Here is a 17,099-nt window from a genome sequence, read left to right on the forward strand (position 1 = left end):
TGTGACCGGATGCCCGTCGATCGTTGCACAGGCGCCAACGGCTGCCCGGGTGGAGGGCAGATCCCTCGGGGAGCACCTCAGAGCTCGTGGCGGTCGTCGGTTGACAGTCGGGGCGGCCCCGGCGGCTCGGGAGACTCGCCGGGCTGGCCGAGCTTCGCGACGTGCGTCGGGTCGAGGACCCGGGAGAGGAACGAGCGGGTCCGTTCGTGCCGCGGCGAGCCGAGCACCTCCTGCGGCGGCCCCTGCTCGACCACGACGCCGCCGTCCATGAACACGACCCGGTCGGCGACGTCGCGGGCGAAGGCCATCTCGTGGGTGACCACCATCATCGTCATGCCGTCCTCGGCCAACGTGCGCATCACGGTGAGCACGTCGCCGACCAGTTCGGGGTCGAGCGCGGAGGTCGGCTCGTCGAAGAGCATCAGCGTGGGAGCCATCGACAGCGATCGGGCGATCGCCGCCCGCTGCTGCTGCCCGCCGGAGAGCTGCGCAGGAAACACGTCGGCCTTGTCGGTCAGGCCGACACGCTCCAGGTTGTCCCGTGCGATCCGCTCAGCCTCGGCTCTGCCGCGTCTGAGCACCCGACGCTGGGCGATGGTGAGGTTGTTCAGCACGGTCAGGTGCGGAAAGAGGTTGAACGACTGGAAGACCATTCCGATGCCGCGGCGCACCGCGTCGATCTCGACATCCGGGTCGGTCATCTCGACCCCGTTCACCCAGATATTGCCGGCGGTCGGCTCCTCCAGCAGGTTGACGCACCGCAGCAGCGTCGACTTGCCGGACCCGGACGGCCCGACGACGCACACCACCTCGCCCTGACCGACCTCGAAGTCGATGCCCTTGAGCACCTCGAGCGACCCGAACGACTTGTGCAGGTCGCGGATCTCGACGGCGGGTCGGAGCGGCGGGGTCGTCATGCGGGTCACCGAGCCTTGGCGTATCGGAGTTCGAGGCGTCGTACCACCTGGGACAGGGGCAGGGTGATGATCAGGTAGGCGAGGCCGGCCACCAGAAGCGGAGTGGCGTTCACCCGGTCGTTCAGCATGTCCCGACCGAACTTGGTGATCTCGATGGTCTGGGCCGTCACGCCCAGCACGTACGCCAGCGACGAGTCCTTGGTGAGCAGGATGAGTTCGTTGGTCAGCGGCGGGATCACGATCCGGAACGCCTGCGGAATGACGATCGTGCGCAGGGCGGTGACGTGCGACATGCCGAGTGTGCGCGCCGCCTCCATCTGCCCCTTGGGCACGGCCTGGATGCCGGCCCGGATGGTCTCGGCCATGTACGCGGCGGCGGTCAACCCGAGGCCGATCGCGATCGAACCGAACACCCCGCCGGGAATCTCCCGCTCCGGGAAGGCGATCGGAATGCCGTATCCGACGAGGAAGAGCACCAGCAGCGCGGGCAGACCCCGGAAGAGCTCGATGTACGCCGTCGCCACCCAGCGGTACGGCGCCACGCGGGACAGCCGCATCAACGCGAGGATCGTGCCGAACAGGAGGCCGAAGGCGAAGGCACCCAGCGTGTAGAGGACCGTGTTGCGCAGCGCGACGGTGATGATCGTCGGGAACATCGACTCGATGATGTCGACGCGGAAGAACGCGTCCTTCAGCCTGCCCCAGTCCGCGGCGAAGAGCACCGTGGCGATAACGGCTACGAAGGCCAGGTACTGGAGCCAGAGAGACAGCCGCTCTCGCTGGCGGCGCCGCAGCTTCACCGTCGTCGCTCCTTGCCGTTCCGGGGGTTACCCACGAGGAGGGCGCGCGAGCCGCGCGCCCTCCGGTGGTGAGCTTCGATCACGCGCTGGGCCGCTTGCCGATCCACTTCTCGTAGATGGCGTCGTACGAGCCGTCCTGCTTGGCCTTGGCCAGCACCTCATTGATCTTCTTGAGGAGCTCCGGGTTGCTGTCCTTCTTCACCGGGAACCCGTACTGCTCGCCGGTGTTGAACTCGGCGGCAACCTCGAACCCACCCGGGTTCTTCTTCAGGTACTCGGTCCACACCGGCAGGTCGTTGATGGCGGCCTCGACCTGACCGTTGGCGAGGGCCTGCTGCAGGGCGGCGAGATCCTCGAACTCGACGAGCTGCAGACCCTTCTCCTGCTCGAACTTCCGGGCGTAGTCACGGCCCGTGGTGGCCGCCTGGACGCCGAGCTTCTTGCCCTTGAGGTCGTCGAGAGCCTTGTACGGCTTGCCGGTCTTGATCAACATGGCCTGGGTCGCGTCGAAGTACGGGTCGGAGAAGTTCACCACCTTCTGCCGTTCCGCAGTGATCGTCATGCCGGCGGCGGCGGCATCGCACTTGCCGGTGTTGAGATCCTGACCAGACTTGATGCCCTCGAACGGCGTGTCGACGATGGTCTGCTCGACACCGAGCTCCTTGGCGACCAGGTCCATGACCTCGACGTCGAACCCGGTGACCTTGCCGCTGGCGTCCTTCGACTGGAAGGGCGGGTACGGCAGATGTGTGCAGACCGTCAGCTTGCCCGCCTGGACCAGCTTGACCCCGCTCGCCTGGACCTCGCTGTCGTCCTTCTTGGCACATCCCGCACTCGCCGCCAGAGCGGCGATCGCCACGACGACGCCGGCCCTGCGGACTGCGCTATGGAACCTCACGGCTGTGTCCCTCCGGTTCGATTCGCCCTGCGACGGGCAGCCAGATTGGTGCGAAGACGGTGTGACAGGCGACGGTACCTGATCTGACGACGGCCGGTGAGTCCGATATCCCCTGAGCAGCCAATCAGAAAACGGAATCAGCCCAGCAGTTGAGTAGCTGACCCAGCTCAAAGGAGTAAGGCATTCCTGCCGGCCGACACGGTGCGACGGCGGAAGCTGGGAGACGATCGTGTCGGACACCGTCACACAGCCGGAAGCCTGGGATCGCTGACCGGATCCGACCATCGAGCGCCGCACATCGAGGCACCACCGGACCCAGGAAAGACACGTCTGAGGATGGCCACGACTCCACCGACGCCGCAGGTGGCCTTCGCGCGGTTCGTCCGCCAAGCGGTCACCGACGCCCGCGAGGAACGCGGTTGGAGCATCGGCGACATCGCGCAACAGACCGGCGTCAGCCGCTCGACGCTGTTTCGCTGGCTCGCCGGCGACTGGCAGCACTACCCTGAGCTGGCAAAGGTGCGCAGCCTGTGCGCCACGCTGGAACTACCCCTCGGGGCCGCGATCCGACCGCTCGCGATGCCGAACGCTGCCACCACGCCCGACCCCCGGGCACTCGCGGAGGTCGACGCGGACCTGAGCGCCATCCGCCAACGGCTGCTCGACGACACGGTCTCGCCCGCGGACAAGCACCACATCCGGGGCCTCCTGCGCCACCTCGCCCGACGGGACGTCCCTGTCGCCTCGACCGGGCCGCAGGTCACGGCCGATCACCGTGACACTGCGCCCGGGCTGCCGACGGTGAGAGGGTCGCGGCGACAGGTCGGCCGATGACCACCGTCGGGTGGCCCACGATCGTGTCAATCCGGCCGATTGTCCCCTCGCCCCCGTCCCGGTTCCCGACCATGGAGCCACGGGTCACCATGACAGTGAGGGGCATTCGGCATGAAGCGTCGGCCGAACAGGAGACGGCAGCTGTGGCAGGCCGCGGCGATGGTGTTGACCGCGGCAGCGGCCGCGGCGGCCGTGGCGAGGGCCAAGCGGCGAACGGTCGGCGACCACGCCGACATCGAGAGCCCCCTCGTCCAGGATGGCGCCATCGGCGCCGCGACCAGGTACGCGTCGCCGCCGTCCGATGGGAGCACCGCAGCCACCCGGCCGGTGGCGGCGTCCCGCTGAGGGCGTCGACACGCGCGCCGGCGCTGAGGCATGATCCTCATCCCGCTTCCACCGAGTCAGCGAGGCTGATCCAGCCGCGGAAGCCTGACCGCGATTCGCGTACCGCCGCTCGGCGCGCTCCCGATCGTCACACTGCCGCCCTCGGCGGTCACCAACGCACGCACCACGGTGAGCCCGAGGCCGCTTCCGGCGCCCCCCACCGCATCTAGCTGCGTGAAGCGGTCGAAGACACGTTCGCGCTGGCTCGGTGGGATGCCGGGTCCCTCGTCGTCCACGAGGATCACGATCTCGCGTGTCTCGGCATGGGCGCTCGCGGTCACGGCACCGTGCACCGGTGTGTGCCGGGTGGCGTTGTCGAGGAGGTTCCCCAGCACCTGGCCGAGGCGATCGGCGTCGACTCGCGCCAGGAGTGGTTGCGACGGCACGGGTCGCAGGATCAGGCGTACGGTGCGGAGGTCGGCGAGGGGTTGGTGCGCCGCGACCGCGTCGCTCACCGGGCCACGCAGGTCCGTGTCACGGCGATCCAACCGCAGCCGGCCGGCTTCGGCCAGGCTGAGCGTGCGGAGGTCCTCCACCAGCCGGCGAAGGATGGTGGTGTGGCGCAGCAGTCGGTCCGATTCGGCCGGGCCCCAGACCAGTACGCCGTCCCGGAGCCCCTGCAGGCGGGCGGTCAGTGCGCTCAGCGGTGTCCGCAGTTCGTGGGCGATGAGGGCGCTGCTCGTCCGCCGCTCCTCCTCGAGGGTCTGCAGCGTGGCGGCCATGCTGTTGAAATCGGACACCAGCTGGCCGATCTCGTCGCGTCCCGCCCGTGCCTGCGCTCGGGCGGCGAGGTCGCCATCGGCCAGGCGGCCGGCGGCGCTGCTCAGCGCCCGCAGCGGCCGGCTGATCCAACGGGCCAGCACAACGGCGCTGAGCAGACCCACGGCAAGGCTGACCGCCACCACCGCCGACAGTTCCCGGAAGCCGTCGAAGTCGCCACCGGCGACAGCCAGTCGGCCCTGGACCTGGGAGGCCACCTCCGGCGGCAGTCCCGCCAGTCGGCGTTCGAAGTACACGAGGGCAAGATTCAGCGCCGCCGCCGCGGTGATCACAGCGACCGCGGCGAAGGCCAGTGTCAGGCGGACACGGACGCTCCTCACCGCGCCGGGTCCGGTGGGGTGAGCCGGTAACCGAGCCCGCGGGCGGTCCCGATCAGATCCGCGGGCACGCCGGCATCGGTCAGTTTGCGTCGTAGGTTCGTCAGATGGGCGTCCACGACCCGGTCCAGCGCGGCGGATCCCGGCAACGCCGCAACACGCAACTGGGACCGGGTCATCGTCTGACGCGGATGTGTGGCCAGCACCACCAGCAGGCGATACTCGCTGGCGGTCAGTGGCACCGGACGCCCGTCCACGAGGGCCTGCGTACCGACGAGGTCCACGGTGAGCCGGCCGAGGGCGATCCGGCCTGGCGCGACGGTCGACCGGTTGGCGCGGCGCAGCACCGCCGCGACCCGGGCGGCGACCTCGGCCGGGTTGAACGGTTTCACCACATAGTCGTCCGCGCCCATCCGCAGGCCGAGCACCGTGTCGATGTCCTCGTCCCGCGCCGTCACCATGATCACCGGCACGTCGCCCCGCTCGCGGATACGGCGGAGCAGTTCAAACCCGTCGACCTGCGGCAACCGGACATCCAGCAGCACCAGGTCGGGGCGCTCGGCGGTAAACAACTGCCAGGCGTGGGCGCCGTCGCCGGTGGCGATGACCGCGTGGCCGTCCCGACGCAGATAGGCGACGAGCACCTCGCGCACGTCGGGCTCGTCCTCCACCACCAGCAGTCGCCGCACGTCGGACATGTCCACCGAGCATAGGGCCCGTCCACCTGGATCCGCCCCGGATGACGTCAAGATCCGGTGAAGGGACCTGCGCGGACTCTCCATCTGGCGTGGACGGCTCCTGACAGCGACTGGCCTAGCGTTCCAGCCGCTCGATCGACGGCGCGACGAAGGAGAAGTCATGCGCGGAGATGGCCTGCGGGTTGGCGGGTTGCGGGCGCGGATCGCGGACCGCCCGGTGCTGTGGTTCTGGTTGATCGCCGTGGCGATCGAACTGGTGGTCATTCCGGTATTCCTGCTCAGCGGCGCCCAGGAGGGCGTGGACGCGGCGCTCACCGCCACCGGAACGGACTTCAACACCGACCTCGTCACCGCGTTCCGACTGGTCCTGAACGATCATCGGGCGATGGCGGGGGTGGTGCTGTCACTGATCCAGGTGGCGGCACCCGACATCGCGGTGCTGATGGTCGGCCTGCTCGCCGGACGGCACCACCTACGGCAGGTGGCTCGACGGTGGCGGTTCTGGTCGCCCGCCACCGGCTGGCGGCGGGGCCTGCGCATCTGGCTGCAGATGGTCGCGGTGTTCTGCGCGATGAACCTCGCCACCGCCGGGCTCAACGCGATGACCGCCCGCGACGAGGGATTCGTGTGGAACGTCCGTCCGCTCCTGTGGCCGCTCCTGATAGGCCTGGTGATCGCGATGTTCCTCGACGGCGGCGCGGTGTTCGAGGAGAACGGGTGGCGGGGTTTCGCGCTGCCCCTGTTGCAAACCCGGTACGGGCCGCTGCTCGGCTCGATCGTGCTCGGGCTGATGTGGACCGCCTGGCATCTGCCGGTCAAGTTCGACCTCGTCGGATACGGTCCGGGGGCGCTGTCGATCGTCGCGGTGCTCACCGCGAAGTTCGTGGCCCTCACCGTCCTCATGACCTGGTTCTTCAACCGCATCGGCGGCGCGACGATCCTCGCGGTCGCCATGCACGGCCTGTCCAACGACTCGGTCCGGCTCGGCGGATTCGTCTTCGGTGACAGCCTGTCGGCCTACCTGATCAGTGAGATCAACCTGCTGGTGCCGCTCGCGATCGGCGCCGTCGCGGTGACCCTCGCCAGCCGGGGTCGGCTGGGCCTGCCGTCCACGGTCACGCCGACGCCGTCGGCCACAGTGCGACGGACGCCAGGTAGACGCCACGCCTCGACCCTTCGAGGGAAACAGGTCGATAGATCAGATGTCTAGCACATGACGTGGTGATGCTGCCAGCGCGGCCCGAAGCCTGAGCAAAGCGACCCTCTTCGATCGAGACAGACGCTCCAGCGCAGGTGACTGCGTATTGACGGGCGTGATGTTAGCGGTAACATTCACGAAACACCCGACCGCGCTCACCCGACATCGTGGACCCGATCCGGATTGGAAGATCTGATGAAACGTCCTGGGCTTGTCGCTCTGACGGTGGCCGTCGCCGCCGGCTTCACCGTCGTCGCGCCAGTGCCGGCCAGTGCCGCCACGATCGACACGTCGGCGTGGTACCAACTCGTCAACCGCGGCACCGGCAAAGCCCTCGACGTCTACGAAGGATCCACCGCCGACGGCGCCGACGTCGTCCAGTGGGCCCCCAGCACCGCCACCAACCAACAATGGCAGTTCGTCTCCTCCGGCAGCGGCTGGTACCGACTCAAGGCCCGCCACTCCGGCAAGGTCGCCGACGTCAACGCCGGCAGCACCGCCGACGGCGGCGACGTCGTCCAATGGACCGACACCAACGCCACCAACCAACAATGGTCCGTCACCGACACCACCTCCGGCTACGTCAGCATCCTCAACCGCCGCAGCGGCAAAGCCCTCGACGTCGAAGCCGGCTCCAAGACCGACGGCGCCAACGTCATCCAATGGACCAACACCGGCGCCACCAACCAACAGTGGCAACTCGTCAAGGTCGGCAGCGGCGGTTCACCGGGCACACCACGCAACCCGGTGCTGCCCGGGTACTTCGCCGACCCGCAGATCGAGTACCTGGCCGGACGCTACTGGATCTATCCGACGAGCGACGGCTACGCCGACTGGAGTGGCACGACGTTCCGTGCGTTCTCCTCATCCGACCTCGTGACGTGGACGGACCACGGCGTCGTGCTGGACCTCGCGAAGGTCAACTGGTGCCACGCCAAGGCCTGGGCGCCGACCATCGTCTACCGCGGCGGCACCTACTGGTTCTACTTCAGCGCCTGCCAGCAGATCGGCGTCGCCCGGGCGAGCTCGCCCGCCGGCCCGTTCACCGACGCGCTCGGCGCTCCGCTCGTGCGCACGAACCAGTACGGCGAGCAGGAGATCGACCCCGACGTGTTCGTCGACGACGACGGCACCGCCTATCTGTACTTCGGCTCCGGCAGGGCCGAGGTGGCCCGTTTGGCCAGCAGCATGACCGCCCTCGCGACGGCACCGACGCGGATCACGCCAGGTGGCTACCGAGAGGCGTCGAACGTGTTCAAACGCAACGGCACCTACTACCTCATGTACTCCGAGGACGACACGCGCAGCGAGAACTACCGGGTCAGCTACGCCACCGGCAGTTCACCGCTCGGTCCGTTCACGAAGGCGGCCGGCAACCCCGTGCTGTCGAAGGACACCTCTGCCGGAATTCTCGGCACCGGGCACAGCTCGGTGGTCCAGGTTCCGGGGCGTGACGAGTGGTACCTCGCGTACCACCGGTTCCACATCCCAGGCGGCGACGGCACCCACCGCGAGGTGTGCATCGACCGGATGACGTTCGCCGCCAACGGTTCCATCAACACCGTCCACCCCACCCGTTGAACGGAAGAAGGCTCATGAGAACCCGACACCTGCTGTATCCGGCCGTCGCACTGGCTGTCGCCAGCGGCCTCACCGTCGTCGCGCCAGTGCCGGCCAGTGCCGCCACGATCGACACGTCGGCGTGGTACCAACTCGTCAACCGCGGCACCGGCAAAGCCCTCGACGTCTACGAAGGATCCACCGCCGACGGCGCCGACGTCGTCCAGTGGGCCCCCAGCACCGCCACCAACCAACAATGGCAGTTCGTCTCCTCCGGCAGCGGCTGGTACCGACTCAAGGCCCGCCACTCCGGCAAGGTCGCCGACGTCAACGCCGGCAGCACCGCCGACGGCGGCGACGTCGTCCAATGGACCGACACCAACGCCACCAACCAACAATGGTCCGTCACCGACACCACCTCCGGCTACGTCAGCATCCTCAACCGCCGCAGCGGCAAAGCCCTCGACGTCGAAGCCGGCTCCAAGACCGACGGCGCCAACGTCATCCAATGGACCAACACCGGCGCCACCAACCAACAGTGGCAACTCGTCAAGGTCGGCAGCGGCGGCGGCGGAGGCGGCGGCACGCCCCCGACGATCCCCGGGAACCTGGGCACCCACGACCCCTCCCGGCTCGTCAGCGAGGGCGGGGCGCACTACTTCTACTCCACCGGCGGAAACCTGCCCGGTTGGTACACCACGAACGGCAGCACCTGGCAGCGGACGCCGGCGGTGTTCCCGAACGGAATCCCGGCCTCGGTGCGCAACGCGGTGCCGTCCAACGACGGGCACGACGTGTGGGCGCCCGACGTGATCTGGAACCCCAACGCCGGGCTGTTCTTCCTCTACTACTCGGTGGCGAACTGGGACGATGGCAGCCGTTCGGCGATCGGCCTGGCCACCAGCCCGACGCTCAACCCGTCGTCGTCGAACTACCGCTGGACCGACCGTGGCGTGGTCATCGCCAAGACGCCGACCGCCAACACGTACAACGCCATCGACCCGGCGCCGTTCTTCGACGCCGCAGGAAACATGTGGATGGCCTTCGGCTCCGGGTACGGCTCGACCCGGGAGACCGCCCTGAACATCGTCGCGCTGAACAAGAACACCGGTCTGCGGTCCGACAACCAGGTCCGCACCGTGCAGAGCTGCGGGTGCGAGGCCGCGTACGTGCAGTACCACAGCGGCTACTACTACCTGTTCTGGAACACCGGCGGCTGCTGCAGTGGCGCGTCGAGCACCTACGTCGTGCACGTGGCCCGCTCGACCTCGGTGACCGGCCCCTACACCGAGCGCAGCGCGAAGTTCATCTCCTCCACCAGCACCCGGCACGGCCCCGGGCACATCGGCATCCTCAGCGAGGGTGGACGGGACTACTACAGCTACCACTACTACCCGAACAGCGGTGGATCGGTGCTCGGCTTCGGCACGATCACGTGGGGCTCCGACGGCTGGCCCACCAGCTGATCGCGCTCCCGTACGACCCGGCCGGGCTCGCATCCGGCCGGGTCGTACCCCGCCTCATGGCCGGCAACCGGTCACTCCTGGGCCTTGCCTCCGGTGATGCGGGACAGCACGAGGGCGATGAGGATGACCGCGCCGTTGAGGAAATTCGTCCACTGGGCCGGCACGCCGGCCAGGGTGAGCACGTTGACGATCATGAAGAGCAGCAGCACACCGGTGAACGCGCCGAACATGCTGCCCTTGCCGCCGTTGAGGCTCACCCCGCCGATCACCGCCGCCGCGAAGACCTGGAAGATCGCGCCGTCACCCTGGCCACTGGGAATCGACGCGAGACGGCCGGCCTGCATGAGCCCGGCCAGCGCGGCCAGCATGCTGGCAATGACCAGGGTCAGCCAGAGAATCCGATCGGTGCGGATACCCGCGGCCCGAGCCGCGTCGACGTTGCCACCGATCGCATAGAGTGCCCGGCCCGGTGACGTGAAGCCCAGCACCACGATCGCCACCGCGAACGCCGCCAGGCACAGCCAGATCGACACCGGCACCCCGAGCCACGAATCGCTGCCCAGGTAGGTCATCGACTCGGGCAGGGCGAAGAACGTCTTGCCACCGGAGACGCCGGTGAGCAGACCGCGTAGCACGATCAGCATGCCGAGGGTGACAACGAAGCCGTTGAGGCCGTACCGGACGATCAGCAGACCGTTGAACGCGCCGATCAGCGCCCCGACGAGCAACGTGATCGGCACCGCCCAGCCGCCGGCGAGCAGGTCCACGCCGAGGCCCCGGGTGAGCGCCGGGTCGACCACCAGCCAGGCGGCGATGCCCGGCGCCAGGCCGAAGGTGGACTCCAGGGAGAGATCCATCTTGCCGGCGATGAGCACCAGTGTCTCGGCGAGCACCAGGATGGCGATCGCCGACATGCTCTGCAGGATGTTGATCAACTTGTCGCTCTGCAGAAAGACCGGGTTGACGATCTGGCCGACGATGGCGATCACCACGATCGCCGGCACCAGCACCAGGTCCCGCAGCCGGGCCAGCGCGGGCATCCGTGACCGGGCGGCTGCGACGGGCCCGGCCGGTGCCGGTACGGCCCGCTTGGACAGCGTGTCAGACATGGTCTGCGTCGACCCCTTCCATGGCGGCCACGAGGTCGTTGTCACGCCAGCCCCGGGGCATCTCCCGGACGACGCTGCCCTGCACCATGACCAGGACCCGGTCACAACCGCGCAGGTCGTCCAGCTCGTCGGAGACGACCAGGACGGCGGTGCCCTCGGCGCGGACCTCGTCCACCACACCGAGCAGTGTCTGTTTGGAACGCACGTCGACCCCTGCGGTCGGCGTGATGAGCACCAGCACCCGGGGATCGCTGGCCAGGGCGCGGCCCATCACCACCTTCTGCTGGTTTCCCCCCGAGAGCCCGGAGACCGGCTGGCGTGGTCCGGTGGTCTTCACCGCGAGCGAGTCGATCAGCTTCTCCGCGAACGCGTCGCGGCGGCGGGGGGTGACCAGCCCGTGCCGGCGCAGCCGGTCCCGGACGGTCATGGTGATGTTCTCGGCCACCGACAGCTCCGGCACCAGCCCTTCCCGGTGCCGATCCTGCGGCACCAGGCCGATGCCGGCGGCGAGCGCGTCGGGCACACTGCCCGGTCGCAGCCGCCGACCGGCGAGAGTGACCGTGCCGGCGGACGGTCTGCGCAGGCCGACGATCGTTTCGGCCAGCTCCACCGTGCCGCTGCCGCCGCCGCCGGCCAGCCCGACCACCTCGCCGACCCGGACCTGGAACGATGCGCGGGCGCCGGACGCGGTGGCGAGGTCGTCGACCGTCAGCACGGTGGGCGCGTCGGCCGGGACCGGCGGCCGGCCGGCGTCCGGAGCGAGGTCGACGTCCTCGCCGGTCATGGCGGCAACCAGCTCGGGCGCGGCGACCTCGGCGACCGGCGCGCTGAGGATGTGCCGGGCGTCGCGGAACACCGTGACGGTGTCGCAGATCGCGTAGATCTCCTGCAGGTGGTGGCTGATGAACAGGAACGTCACGCCCTGCCGTTGCAGATCCCGGATCCGGGTGAAGAGCCGCTCGATCCCGGTGCCGTCGAGCTGCGCGGTCGGCTCGTCGAGGATGATGAAACGGGCACCGAAGGACAGCGCCCGGGCGATCTCGACGAACTGCCGCTGCGCGACGGTGAGCGTGCCGGCGGGTTGGTCCACGTCCGCCTCCACCGACCACTCTCGCAGCAGTTCCTCGGCCTGGACGCGGACCCGCCGCCAACTGATCAGGCGACCCGGGCCGGTGGAGTGCCGGTTGAGGAAGAGGTTCTCCGCGACGGTCAGGGTGGGGATGATGGTGGACTTCTGGTAGACGCAGGCGACCAACCTGCGCCAGGCGTCCCGGTCGCCGAGCGGGGGCGCCGGTCGGCCGCCGAAGCCGACCGCGCCGCCGTCCGGCGCCTGGAGGCCGGTGAGGATGCTGACCAGCGTGGACTTGCCGGCGCCGTTGCGCCCGACCAGCGCGTGGGTCTCCCCCGGTCGGATCAGGATGCCGGCGGCGTCCAGCGCGACAGTCGAGCCGTACCGTTTGCTGACGTCGACGGCCTCGACGACGGGCGGCCGGGCCGCACCGTCGTCGAGGAGTGGTGCCGGGTGACTCATAGGGAGTTGCCCCAGAGGGTCTTGTCGTCGTACCTCAGCGTCGGCTGACCGGCGATCGGGGCGCCGTCCAGGGTGACCAGCGGCGCCGCGAGCTGATCCTCCAGCAGTCCCTCCCGGACCTGGATGATGGTGCTGCCGTGGTCGGTCGGGCCGGGCTGGAAGGTCTTACCCTCGATGGCCGCCTTCACGTAGTAGAGGCCGTACTTGGCGAACAGGTCGGCGGGCTGGCTGACCGTGGCGTCGATGTGGCCGTCCTTGATGTCCTTCAGCTCCTCCGGGATGCCGTCGTTGGAGACCACGAAGACGTGCTTCGGATCGGTCGGCGGCACCAGCAGGTTGCGCTGGCGGAGGACCTGGAGGGTCCCGGCAAGGGCGAACGACGACTGCATGTAGACGCCCTTGATGTCCGGGTCGGACGCGAGTCGGGTCTGGAACTTCGACGCGGCCAGGTCGCCCTTCCACTCGGTCGCCTCACCGAACACGGTGATGGTCGGGTAGTTCTGCTTCATGCACTCGTTGAACGACTCGGTGCGGTCCCGGCCGTTGATCGAGTCGAGGCCACCCTGGAACATGATGACCTTGCCTTTGCCGCCCAACTTCTCCCCGAGGAACTGGCAGGCCTTGGTGCCGTAGGCGCGGTTGTCGGCGCGGACCACCATGGCCACCTGGCCGTTGTCCGGACGGGTGTCGATGGTGACCACCGGGATCTTCTTGTCGGCGAGCTGTTGCAGGGACGGCGCGATGGCTGCGGTGTCCTGCGGCGCCATCACCACGCCCTTGACGTTCTGACTGATGAAGGTCTGGGTGTTGGAGATCAGGTTGGCGATGTCGTTCTGCGAGTTGCTGGTCTTCAGCTCGACTCCCAGCTCCTTGCCGTAGGTGGGCACGTACTTGATGTAGGAGTTCCAGAAGTCGGTGTCCGAGCGGGGGAAGTCGACCCCGACCAGGGGCGTGCCGAGGCCCAGGGCCAGCAGGACGGCTGCGCCTGCGCGGAGAGATCTCGTGATGCTCACCGTTCTCCTATCGCGTTCGACTGGTTGCGGGAGGGTCGGCACCGCCACCGACCTCGGTGGAGGCATGCCGAGGCCCCCCGGTAGGGACCCGGGGTGGACTGGTCGGTGTCCGACGTGGCGCGTCGTGGGCGTACGTCGATCGCTGCACGTTCCGGACCGGTGCGACAAACGAAGCCGGGAGGATCATCAGAACTGGATCAAACATCTGATGTCTTTATAGACGCATATCACAGAGCTGTCCAGTATTTCTTTTCCGGCAGGTTACCGAGCGGTCTCGACCACCACGGCACCCATCGGATCAGGCACCTGACCGCTCGTCGGCCAGCAACGGCAGGCCCAGGTCGCGGATCCCCTGCCGGACCAGCTTCGCCATCTCCTGCGCGCCGTAGGAGGAGAAGTGCGTGTTGTCGGTGACCCCGTCGGTGGCCTGGGTCAGGAAGAGTTGCTGGGAGGCCGTCGGGCCGAGCGCCCGTACCAGGGTGGCGCTTCGGGCGGTCAGGTCGATCAGCGGCACCCCCTGCGCGCTGGCCAACTGTCGGGTCACCGCCGGCAGGTTCACACCCACGGAGTTGACGTGCAGTGCCGTGCTGCTCAACGAGCCGTCGGAGGTGAACAGCCGACGGACCGGCGGCGTGACCAACACGGGGACGCCACCGCGGGCGCGTACCCCGCTGACCAGGTCGGTGAGGTTCTGCCGGAACGCCACCTCGGTGGTGGTCTTGTCGTTGTGTCCGAACTGGATCAGCACGTGGTCGCCGGAGCGGATCAGCGGGGCCATCGTCGGGAAGAGCGACCCGACGTTCAGGAACGAGCCGGAGCTCTCCCCCGAGTCGGCGTAGTTGGCCACCGCCAGCCCGGCCCGGTAGTACTGCGGCAGTTGCTGGCCCCACCCCGTGTACGGCGTGGTGGGCTGGTCGCAGACCGTGGAGTCGCCGGCGAGGAAGAGCCGTCGGGTGCCGCTCGCGGCCGGGGCGATGCCGATGCCGCTGAGCCGTGGCGCGCTGCCACCGAGCACCAGGTCCAGGCCGGGCGTGCCGGTGCCGCCCTGCCCGGTGGGCTGGCCCTCGGGTTGGCGGACGTTCACGGTGAGCGTCTGCCGGGACAGCTGGCCGGCCGCCGTGCTCACCGGCCCCAGCAGGTTACGCCGCGCCTCGGCGTGCACGGTGGTGCTGCCCGCCCGGTTGGCGTCGCCGAGCACCAGGGTGACGTCGTAGTTGCCGGGTGCCAGGTCGTAGTGGCAGGTGATCGGCGCGGTGCCGGCGCACCTGGCGAGCAGCGCCGGATCCGGCTCCGGGCCCCCGGTGGCGGGTGGTTGGGTGCCGAAGACCGAGAAGCTGGACAGGCTCGCCCAGGTGCTCTGGGGCAGCCCGGTCACGGTGATCCGCACGTACCGGCCGCGGGCGGTGAAGGCGTCGTCGCGGGTCTGTGCGGTGGCGGTGCCGGTGGACCGGTCGGCCACCACCGTCCAGTTCGTGCCGTCGGTGGAGGCCTGCACCCGGTACTGGTACGCCCGGGCGAACTCCCAGACCACCCGGCTGCCCGTGAGGTCGGTGGTGGCGCCCAGGTCGACCTGCCACCAGTGCCCGGTGCGACCGTCCGCGGCGCACCACCGGGTGCCGGCGTTCCCGTCGGCGCCGGCCGCGGCCGGATGTCCGGCCTGCGTCGAGTCGGTGCTGGCCGGACGGCCCAGAGCCAGGTCGGTGGCCGCCGCGGCCGGGCCGGCACCCAGCGCGACCAGCAGGCCGGCCAGCAGGGCGGTCAGCGTCGCCAACACGCCAGCCCGGGACGGATGGGTCGTCTGCTTCATCTGCGCCCCCAGGCTGACGAGTGTCGATGTGTCCACAACGTAACCGACCCGTGACGACCGGGTCAACCAGAACATCTGATGTATTGGCGCCGCGGCCCCCGACCGTTTCCGGTCAGGGGCCACGGCGTGTGCCGGCTCAGTACCGCAGCCGGCTCAGGTCGACCGCGTTGGCCATGGCCGCGTACCCCGCGTCGTTGGGGTGCAGGTGGTCACCCCGGTCGTACGCGGGCAGCAGCCGGGTCGGCGACGCCGGGTCGCGCAGCGCGGCGTCGAAGTCCACCACCGAGTCGAACGCGCCGCTGGTCCGGATCCACGCGTTGATGCTCGTCCGGACGTTCTCCTGGGTGGTGGTCCAGCCGCTGGACCCGTTGAACGCCAGGATGGTGCCCCCGTGGATGGCGACGCCGGCACCGTGGGCCTGGGCGATCAGCGTCTGGTACGCGCTGATGATCTGCTGCGCGGTCACCGTGGAGCCCCGGATGTCGTTGACCCCCTCCAGCAGCAGCACCTGCGACACACCGGGCTGGCCGAGCGCGTCGCGGGAGAAGCGGTGCAGGGCGCTGTAGCCGTAGACGGTGCCGGCGTCGGTGAGCACGCGGTTGCCGCCGATGCCGACGTTGACCACGCCGAGCCGGGGGCCGCCGGAGGCCGCGACCAGGCGCCGGGCCAGGTGGTCCGGGTAGCGCCGGTTGGTGTTGTTGGTGGAGCCGTAGCCGTCGGTGATCGAGTCGCCGAAGGCCACCAGCGTGCTGCCGGCGGTGGGGCTGACCACCGTCAGCCCGGCGAGCAGGAACCACGACGTGTTCGTGGTCGGATAGTTGCCGGTGCCGTCCTCGGCGGCGTGGTCGCCGGCGGTGGAGACCCACGTGGTGCCGGTCGCGCCCGAGTGCCAGCTGGTCGAGGTGATGGAGGTGGACAGGTGGATGCTGACCAGAAGGTTCCGGTCGGCGTCGACGGTCAGGTTGATCGAGTCGCTGACCCGCTCCTGGCCGGTGGGCAGGCTCAGCGACCCCGATCCGCCGAAGGTGACGGCGCGGTGCGAGCCGGTCACCGCCGTGCCACCGCTGGCCTGCACGGCGACGTCGACGTGGCCGATCGACAGGGTGCCACTTCCGAAGAGGTTGGACACCCGCAGCTGCGGTGCCGAGCCGCCGGCCGAGACGTGCACGATCTGGCGCACCGTCTGGTTGTCGAAGCCGATCCCGCCCGGGCTCAGGCCGGTGCTCCACGCCCCGACCCGCGTCCCGGTGCCGGGATACGTGTCGAACCGCCACTGCTGGTTCGTGCCGCCGTTGCACGTCCACTGCTCGACGAGCGCGCCGTCCGCGCGTGATCGGGCGGGAACGTCCAGGCAGAGGTTGCTGCGCACGGAGCGGACGGTGGAGATGCCGCCGCCGGTGGTGGCCACCGACCACCTCTGCTCGGTGGCCCCGGCGACGCAGGTCGACTGGACCACCGCGGCGCCCGCGGCGGTCGAGGCGCCGCTGACCGCCAGGCACTTGCCGCTGTGCGCGTTGACCACGGTGTACGCGCCACCCGCGGCGACCCGGGTGGTCCAGCGCTGGTTGGCCTGCCCCCTGGCCGCGTACTGGATCACCTGGGCGCCGTCGGCGGTGGAGGAGCCGACGACGTCGAGAAGTTTCCCGCTGTTGACGCTGGTGACGGTGAAGGTGGCGCCGTCCGAGGGGGCGGTCGCCGCGGCGGCGGGGTACGCACCGGCCACGGTGCCGGCGACGGCAGTGAGCAACACCGCGCTGAGCAGGCGTGCCGGAGACACCCACCGCCGG

The 17,099-nt window shown here is 69.4% G+C and carries 14 protein-coding genes and 1 pseudogene; 5 read left to right on the forward strand and 10 right to left on the reverse strand.

The window, feature by feature from the left end:
• Positions 1 to 77: 77 nt before the first annotated feature.
• The 3 genes from ACLJN9_RS18750 to ACLJN9_RS18760 all read right to left on the reverse strand — a co-directional run bounded on the left by ACLJN9_RS18750 (position 78) and on the right by ACLJN9_RS18760 (position 2,615).
• Positions 78 to 917: an amino acid ABC transporter ATP-binding protein gene (locus ACLJN9_RS18750; protein ID WP_410812715.1), complete on the reverse strand. Its 840-nt coding sequence runs from the start codon at positions 915 to 917 to the stop codon at positions 78 to 80.
• Positions 918 to 922: 5 nt separating this feature from the next.
• Entirely contained in the window at positions 923 to 1,717 is a 795-nt protein-coding gene (locus ACLJN9_RS18755) for an amino acid ABC transporter permease (protein ID WP_410812716.1), read from the reverse strand.
• 79 nt (positions 1,718 to 1,796) lie between these two features.
• Entirely contained in the window at positions 1,797 to 2,615 is an 819-nt protein-coding gene (locus ACLJN9_RS18760; protein WP_410812717.1) for a basic amino acid ABC transporter substrate-binding protein, read from the reverse strand.
• A 336-nt stretch (positions 2,616 to 2,951) separates the two neighbouring features.
• Between ACLJN9_RS18760 and ACLJN9_RS18765 the strand changes: the two are divergent.
• Positions 2,952 to 3,350 (forward strand): annotated as a pseudogene (locus tag ACLJN9_RS18765) (helix-turn-helix domain-containing protein); the annotation flags it as partial.
• Between the two features lie 210 nt (positions 3,351 to 3,560).
• Entirely contained in the window at positions 3,561 to 3,794 is a 234-nt protein-coding gene (locus ACLJN9_RS18770) for a hypothetical protein (protein ID WP_410812718.1), read from the forward strand.
• 56 nt (positions 3,795 to 3,850) lie between these two features.
• Here the strand turns inward: ACLJN9_RS18770 and ACLJN9_RS18775 are convergent, their stop codons facing one another.
• On the reverse strand, positions 3,851 to 4,933 hold the full coding sequence (locus tag ACLJN9_RS18775; RefSeq protein ID WP_410812719.1) for an ATP-binding protein: 1,083 nt from the start codon (positions 4,931 to 4,933) through the stop codon (positions 3,851 to 3,853).
• Positions 4,930 to 5,628 carry a response regulator transcription factor gene (locus tag ACLJN9_RS18780; RefSeq protein ID WP_410812720.1) on the reverse strand — a complete coding sequence of 233 codons (699 nt, stop codon included), beginning with the start codon at positions 5,626 to 5,628 and terminating at the stop codon, positions 4,930 to 4,932. Before ACLJN9_RS18780 ends, ACLJN9_RS18775 begins: the two co-directional genes overlap by 4 nt.
• Before the next feature lie 160 nt (positions 5,629 to 5,788).
• Here ACLJN9_RS18780 and ACLJN9_RS18785 point away from each other — a divergent pair, with 160 nt between their 5' ends.
• From ACLJN9_RS18785 to ACLJN9_RS18795, 3 genes are all read left to right on the forward strand, one after another.
• Complete coding sequence (locus tag ACLJN9_RS18785; protein WP_410812721.1) at positions 5,789 to 6,838, forward strand: CPBP family intramembrane glutamic endopeptidase; 1,050 nt, start codon at positions 5,789 to 5,791, stop codon at positions 6,836 to 6,838.
• 183 nt (positions 6,839 to 7,021) lie between these two features.
• Entirely contained in the window at positions 7,022 to 8,407 is a 1,386-nt protein-coding gene (locus ACLJN9_RS18790; protein ID WP_410812722.1) for a family 43 glycosylhydrolase, read from the forward strand.
• Between the two features lie 14 nt (positions 8,408 to 8,421).
• Positions 8,422 to 9,852 carry an RICIN domain-containing protein gene (locus tag ACLJN9_RS18795; RefSeq protein ID WP_410812723.1) on the forward strand — a complete coding sequence of 477 codons (1,431 nt, stop codon included), beginning with the start codon at positions 8,422 to 8,424 and terminating at the stop codon, positions 9,850 to 9,852.
• Between the two features lie 71 nt (positions 9,853 to 9,923).
• Here the strand turns inward: ACLJN9_RS18795 and ACLJN9_RS18800 are convergent, their stop codons facing one another.
• From ACLJN9_RS18800 to ACLJN9_RS18820, 5 genes are all read right to left on the reverse strand, one after another.
• Positions 9,924 to 10,961 (reverse strand): ABC transporter permease, encoded by a 1,038-nt coding sequence (locus ACLJN9_RS18800; RefSeq protein ID WP_410812724.1) that lies wholly within the window; start codon positions 10,959 to 10,961, stop codon positions 9,924 to 9,926.
• Positions 10,954 to 12,492 carry a sugar ABC transporter ATP-binding protein gene (locus ACLJN9_RS18805; protein WP_410812725.1) on the reverse strand — a complete coding sequence of 513 codons (1,539 nt, stop codon included), beginning with the start codon at positions 12,490 to 12,492 and terminating at the stop codon, positions 10,954 to 10,956. Before ACLJN9_RS18805 ends, ACLJN9_RS18800 begins: the two co-directional genes overlap by 8 nt.
• Complete coding sequence (locus tag ACLJN9_RS18810; RefSeq protein WP_410812726.1) at positions 12,489 to 13,505, reverse strand: sugar ABC transporter substrate-binding protein; 1,017 nt, start codon at positions 13,503 to 13,505, stop codon at positions 12,489 to 12,491. The genes ACLJN9_RS18805 and ACLJN9_RS18810 overlap by 4 nt, the downstream gene beginning before the upstream one ends.
• A 298-nt stretch (positions 13,506 to 13,803) precedes the next feature.
• Positions 13,804 to 15,312 carry a discoidin domain-containing protein gene (locus ACLJN9_RS18815; RefSeq protein ID WP_410812727.1) on the reverse strand — a complete coding sequence of 503 codons (1,509 nt, stop codon included), beginning with the start codon at positions 15,310 to 15,312 and terminating at the stop codon, positions 13,804 to 13,806.
• Between the two features lie 136 nt (positions 15,313 to 15,448).
• Positions 15,449 to 17,089, reverse strand: a complete 1,641-nt coding sequence (locus ACLJN9_RS18820; protein WP_410812728.1) for an RICIN domain-containing protein — start codon at positions 17,087 to 17,089, stop codon at positions 15,449 to 15,451.
• Between the last annotated feature and the right edge of the window lie 10 nt (positions 17,090 to 17,099).

This window comes from Micromonospora sp. 067-2 (genome assembly GCF_046549295.1).
Taxonomy (GTDB): domain Bacteria; phylum Actinomycetota; class Actinomycetes; order Mycobacteriales; family Micromonosporaceae; genus Micromonospora.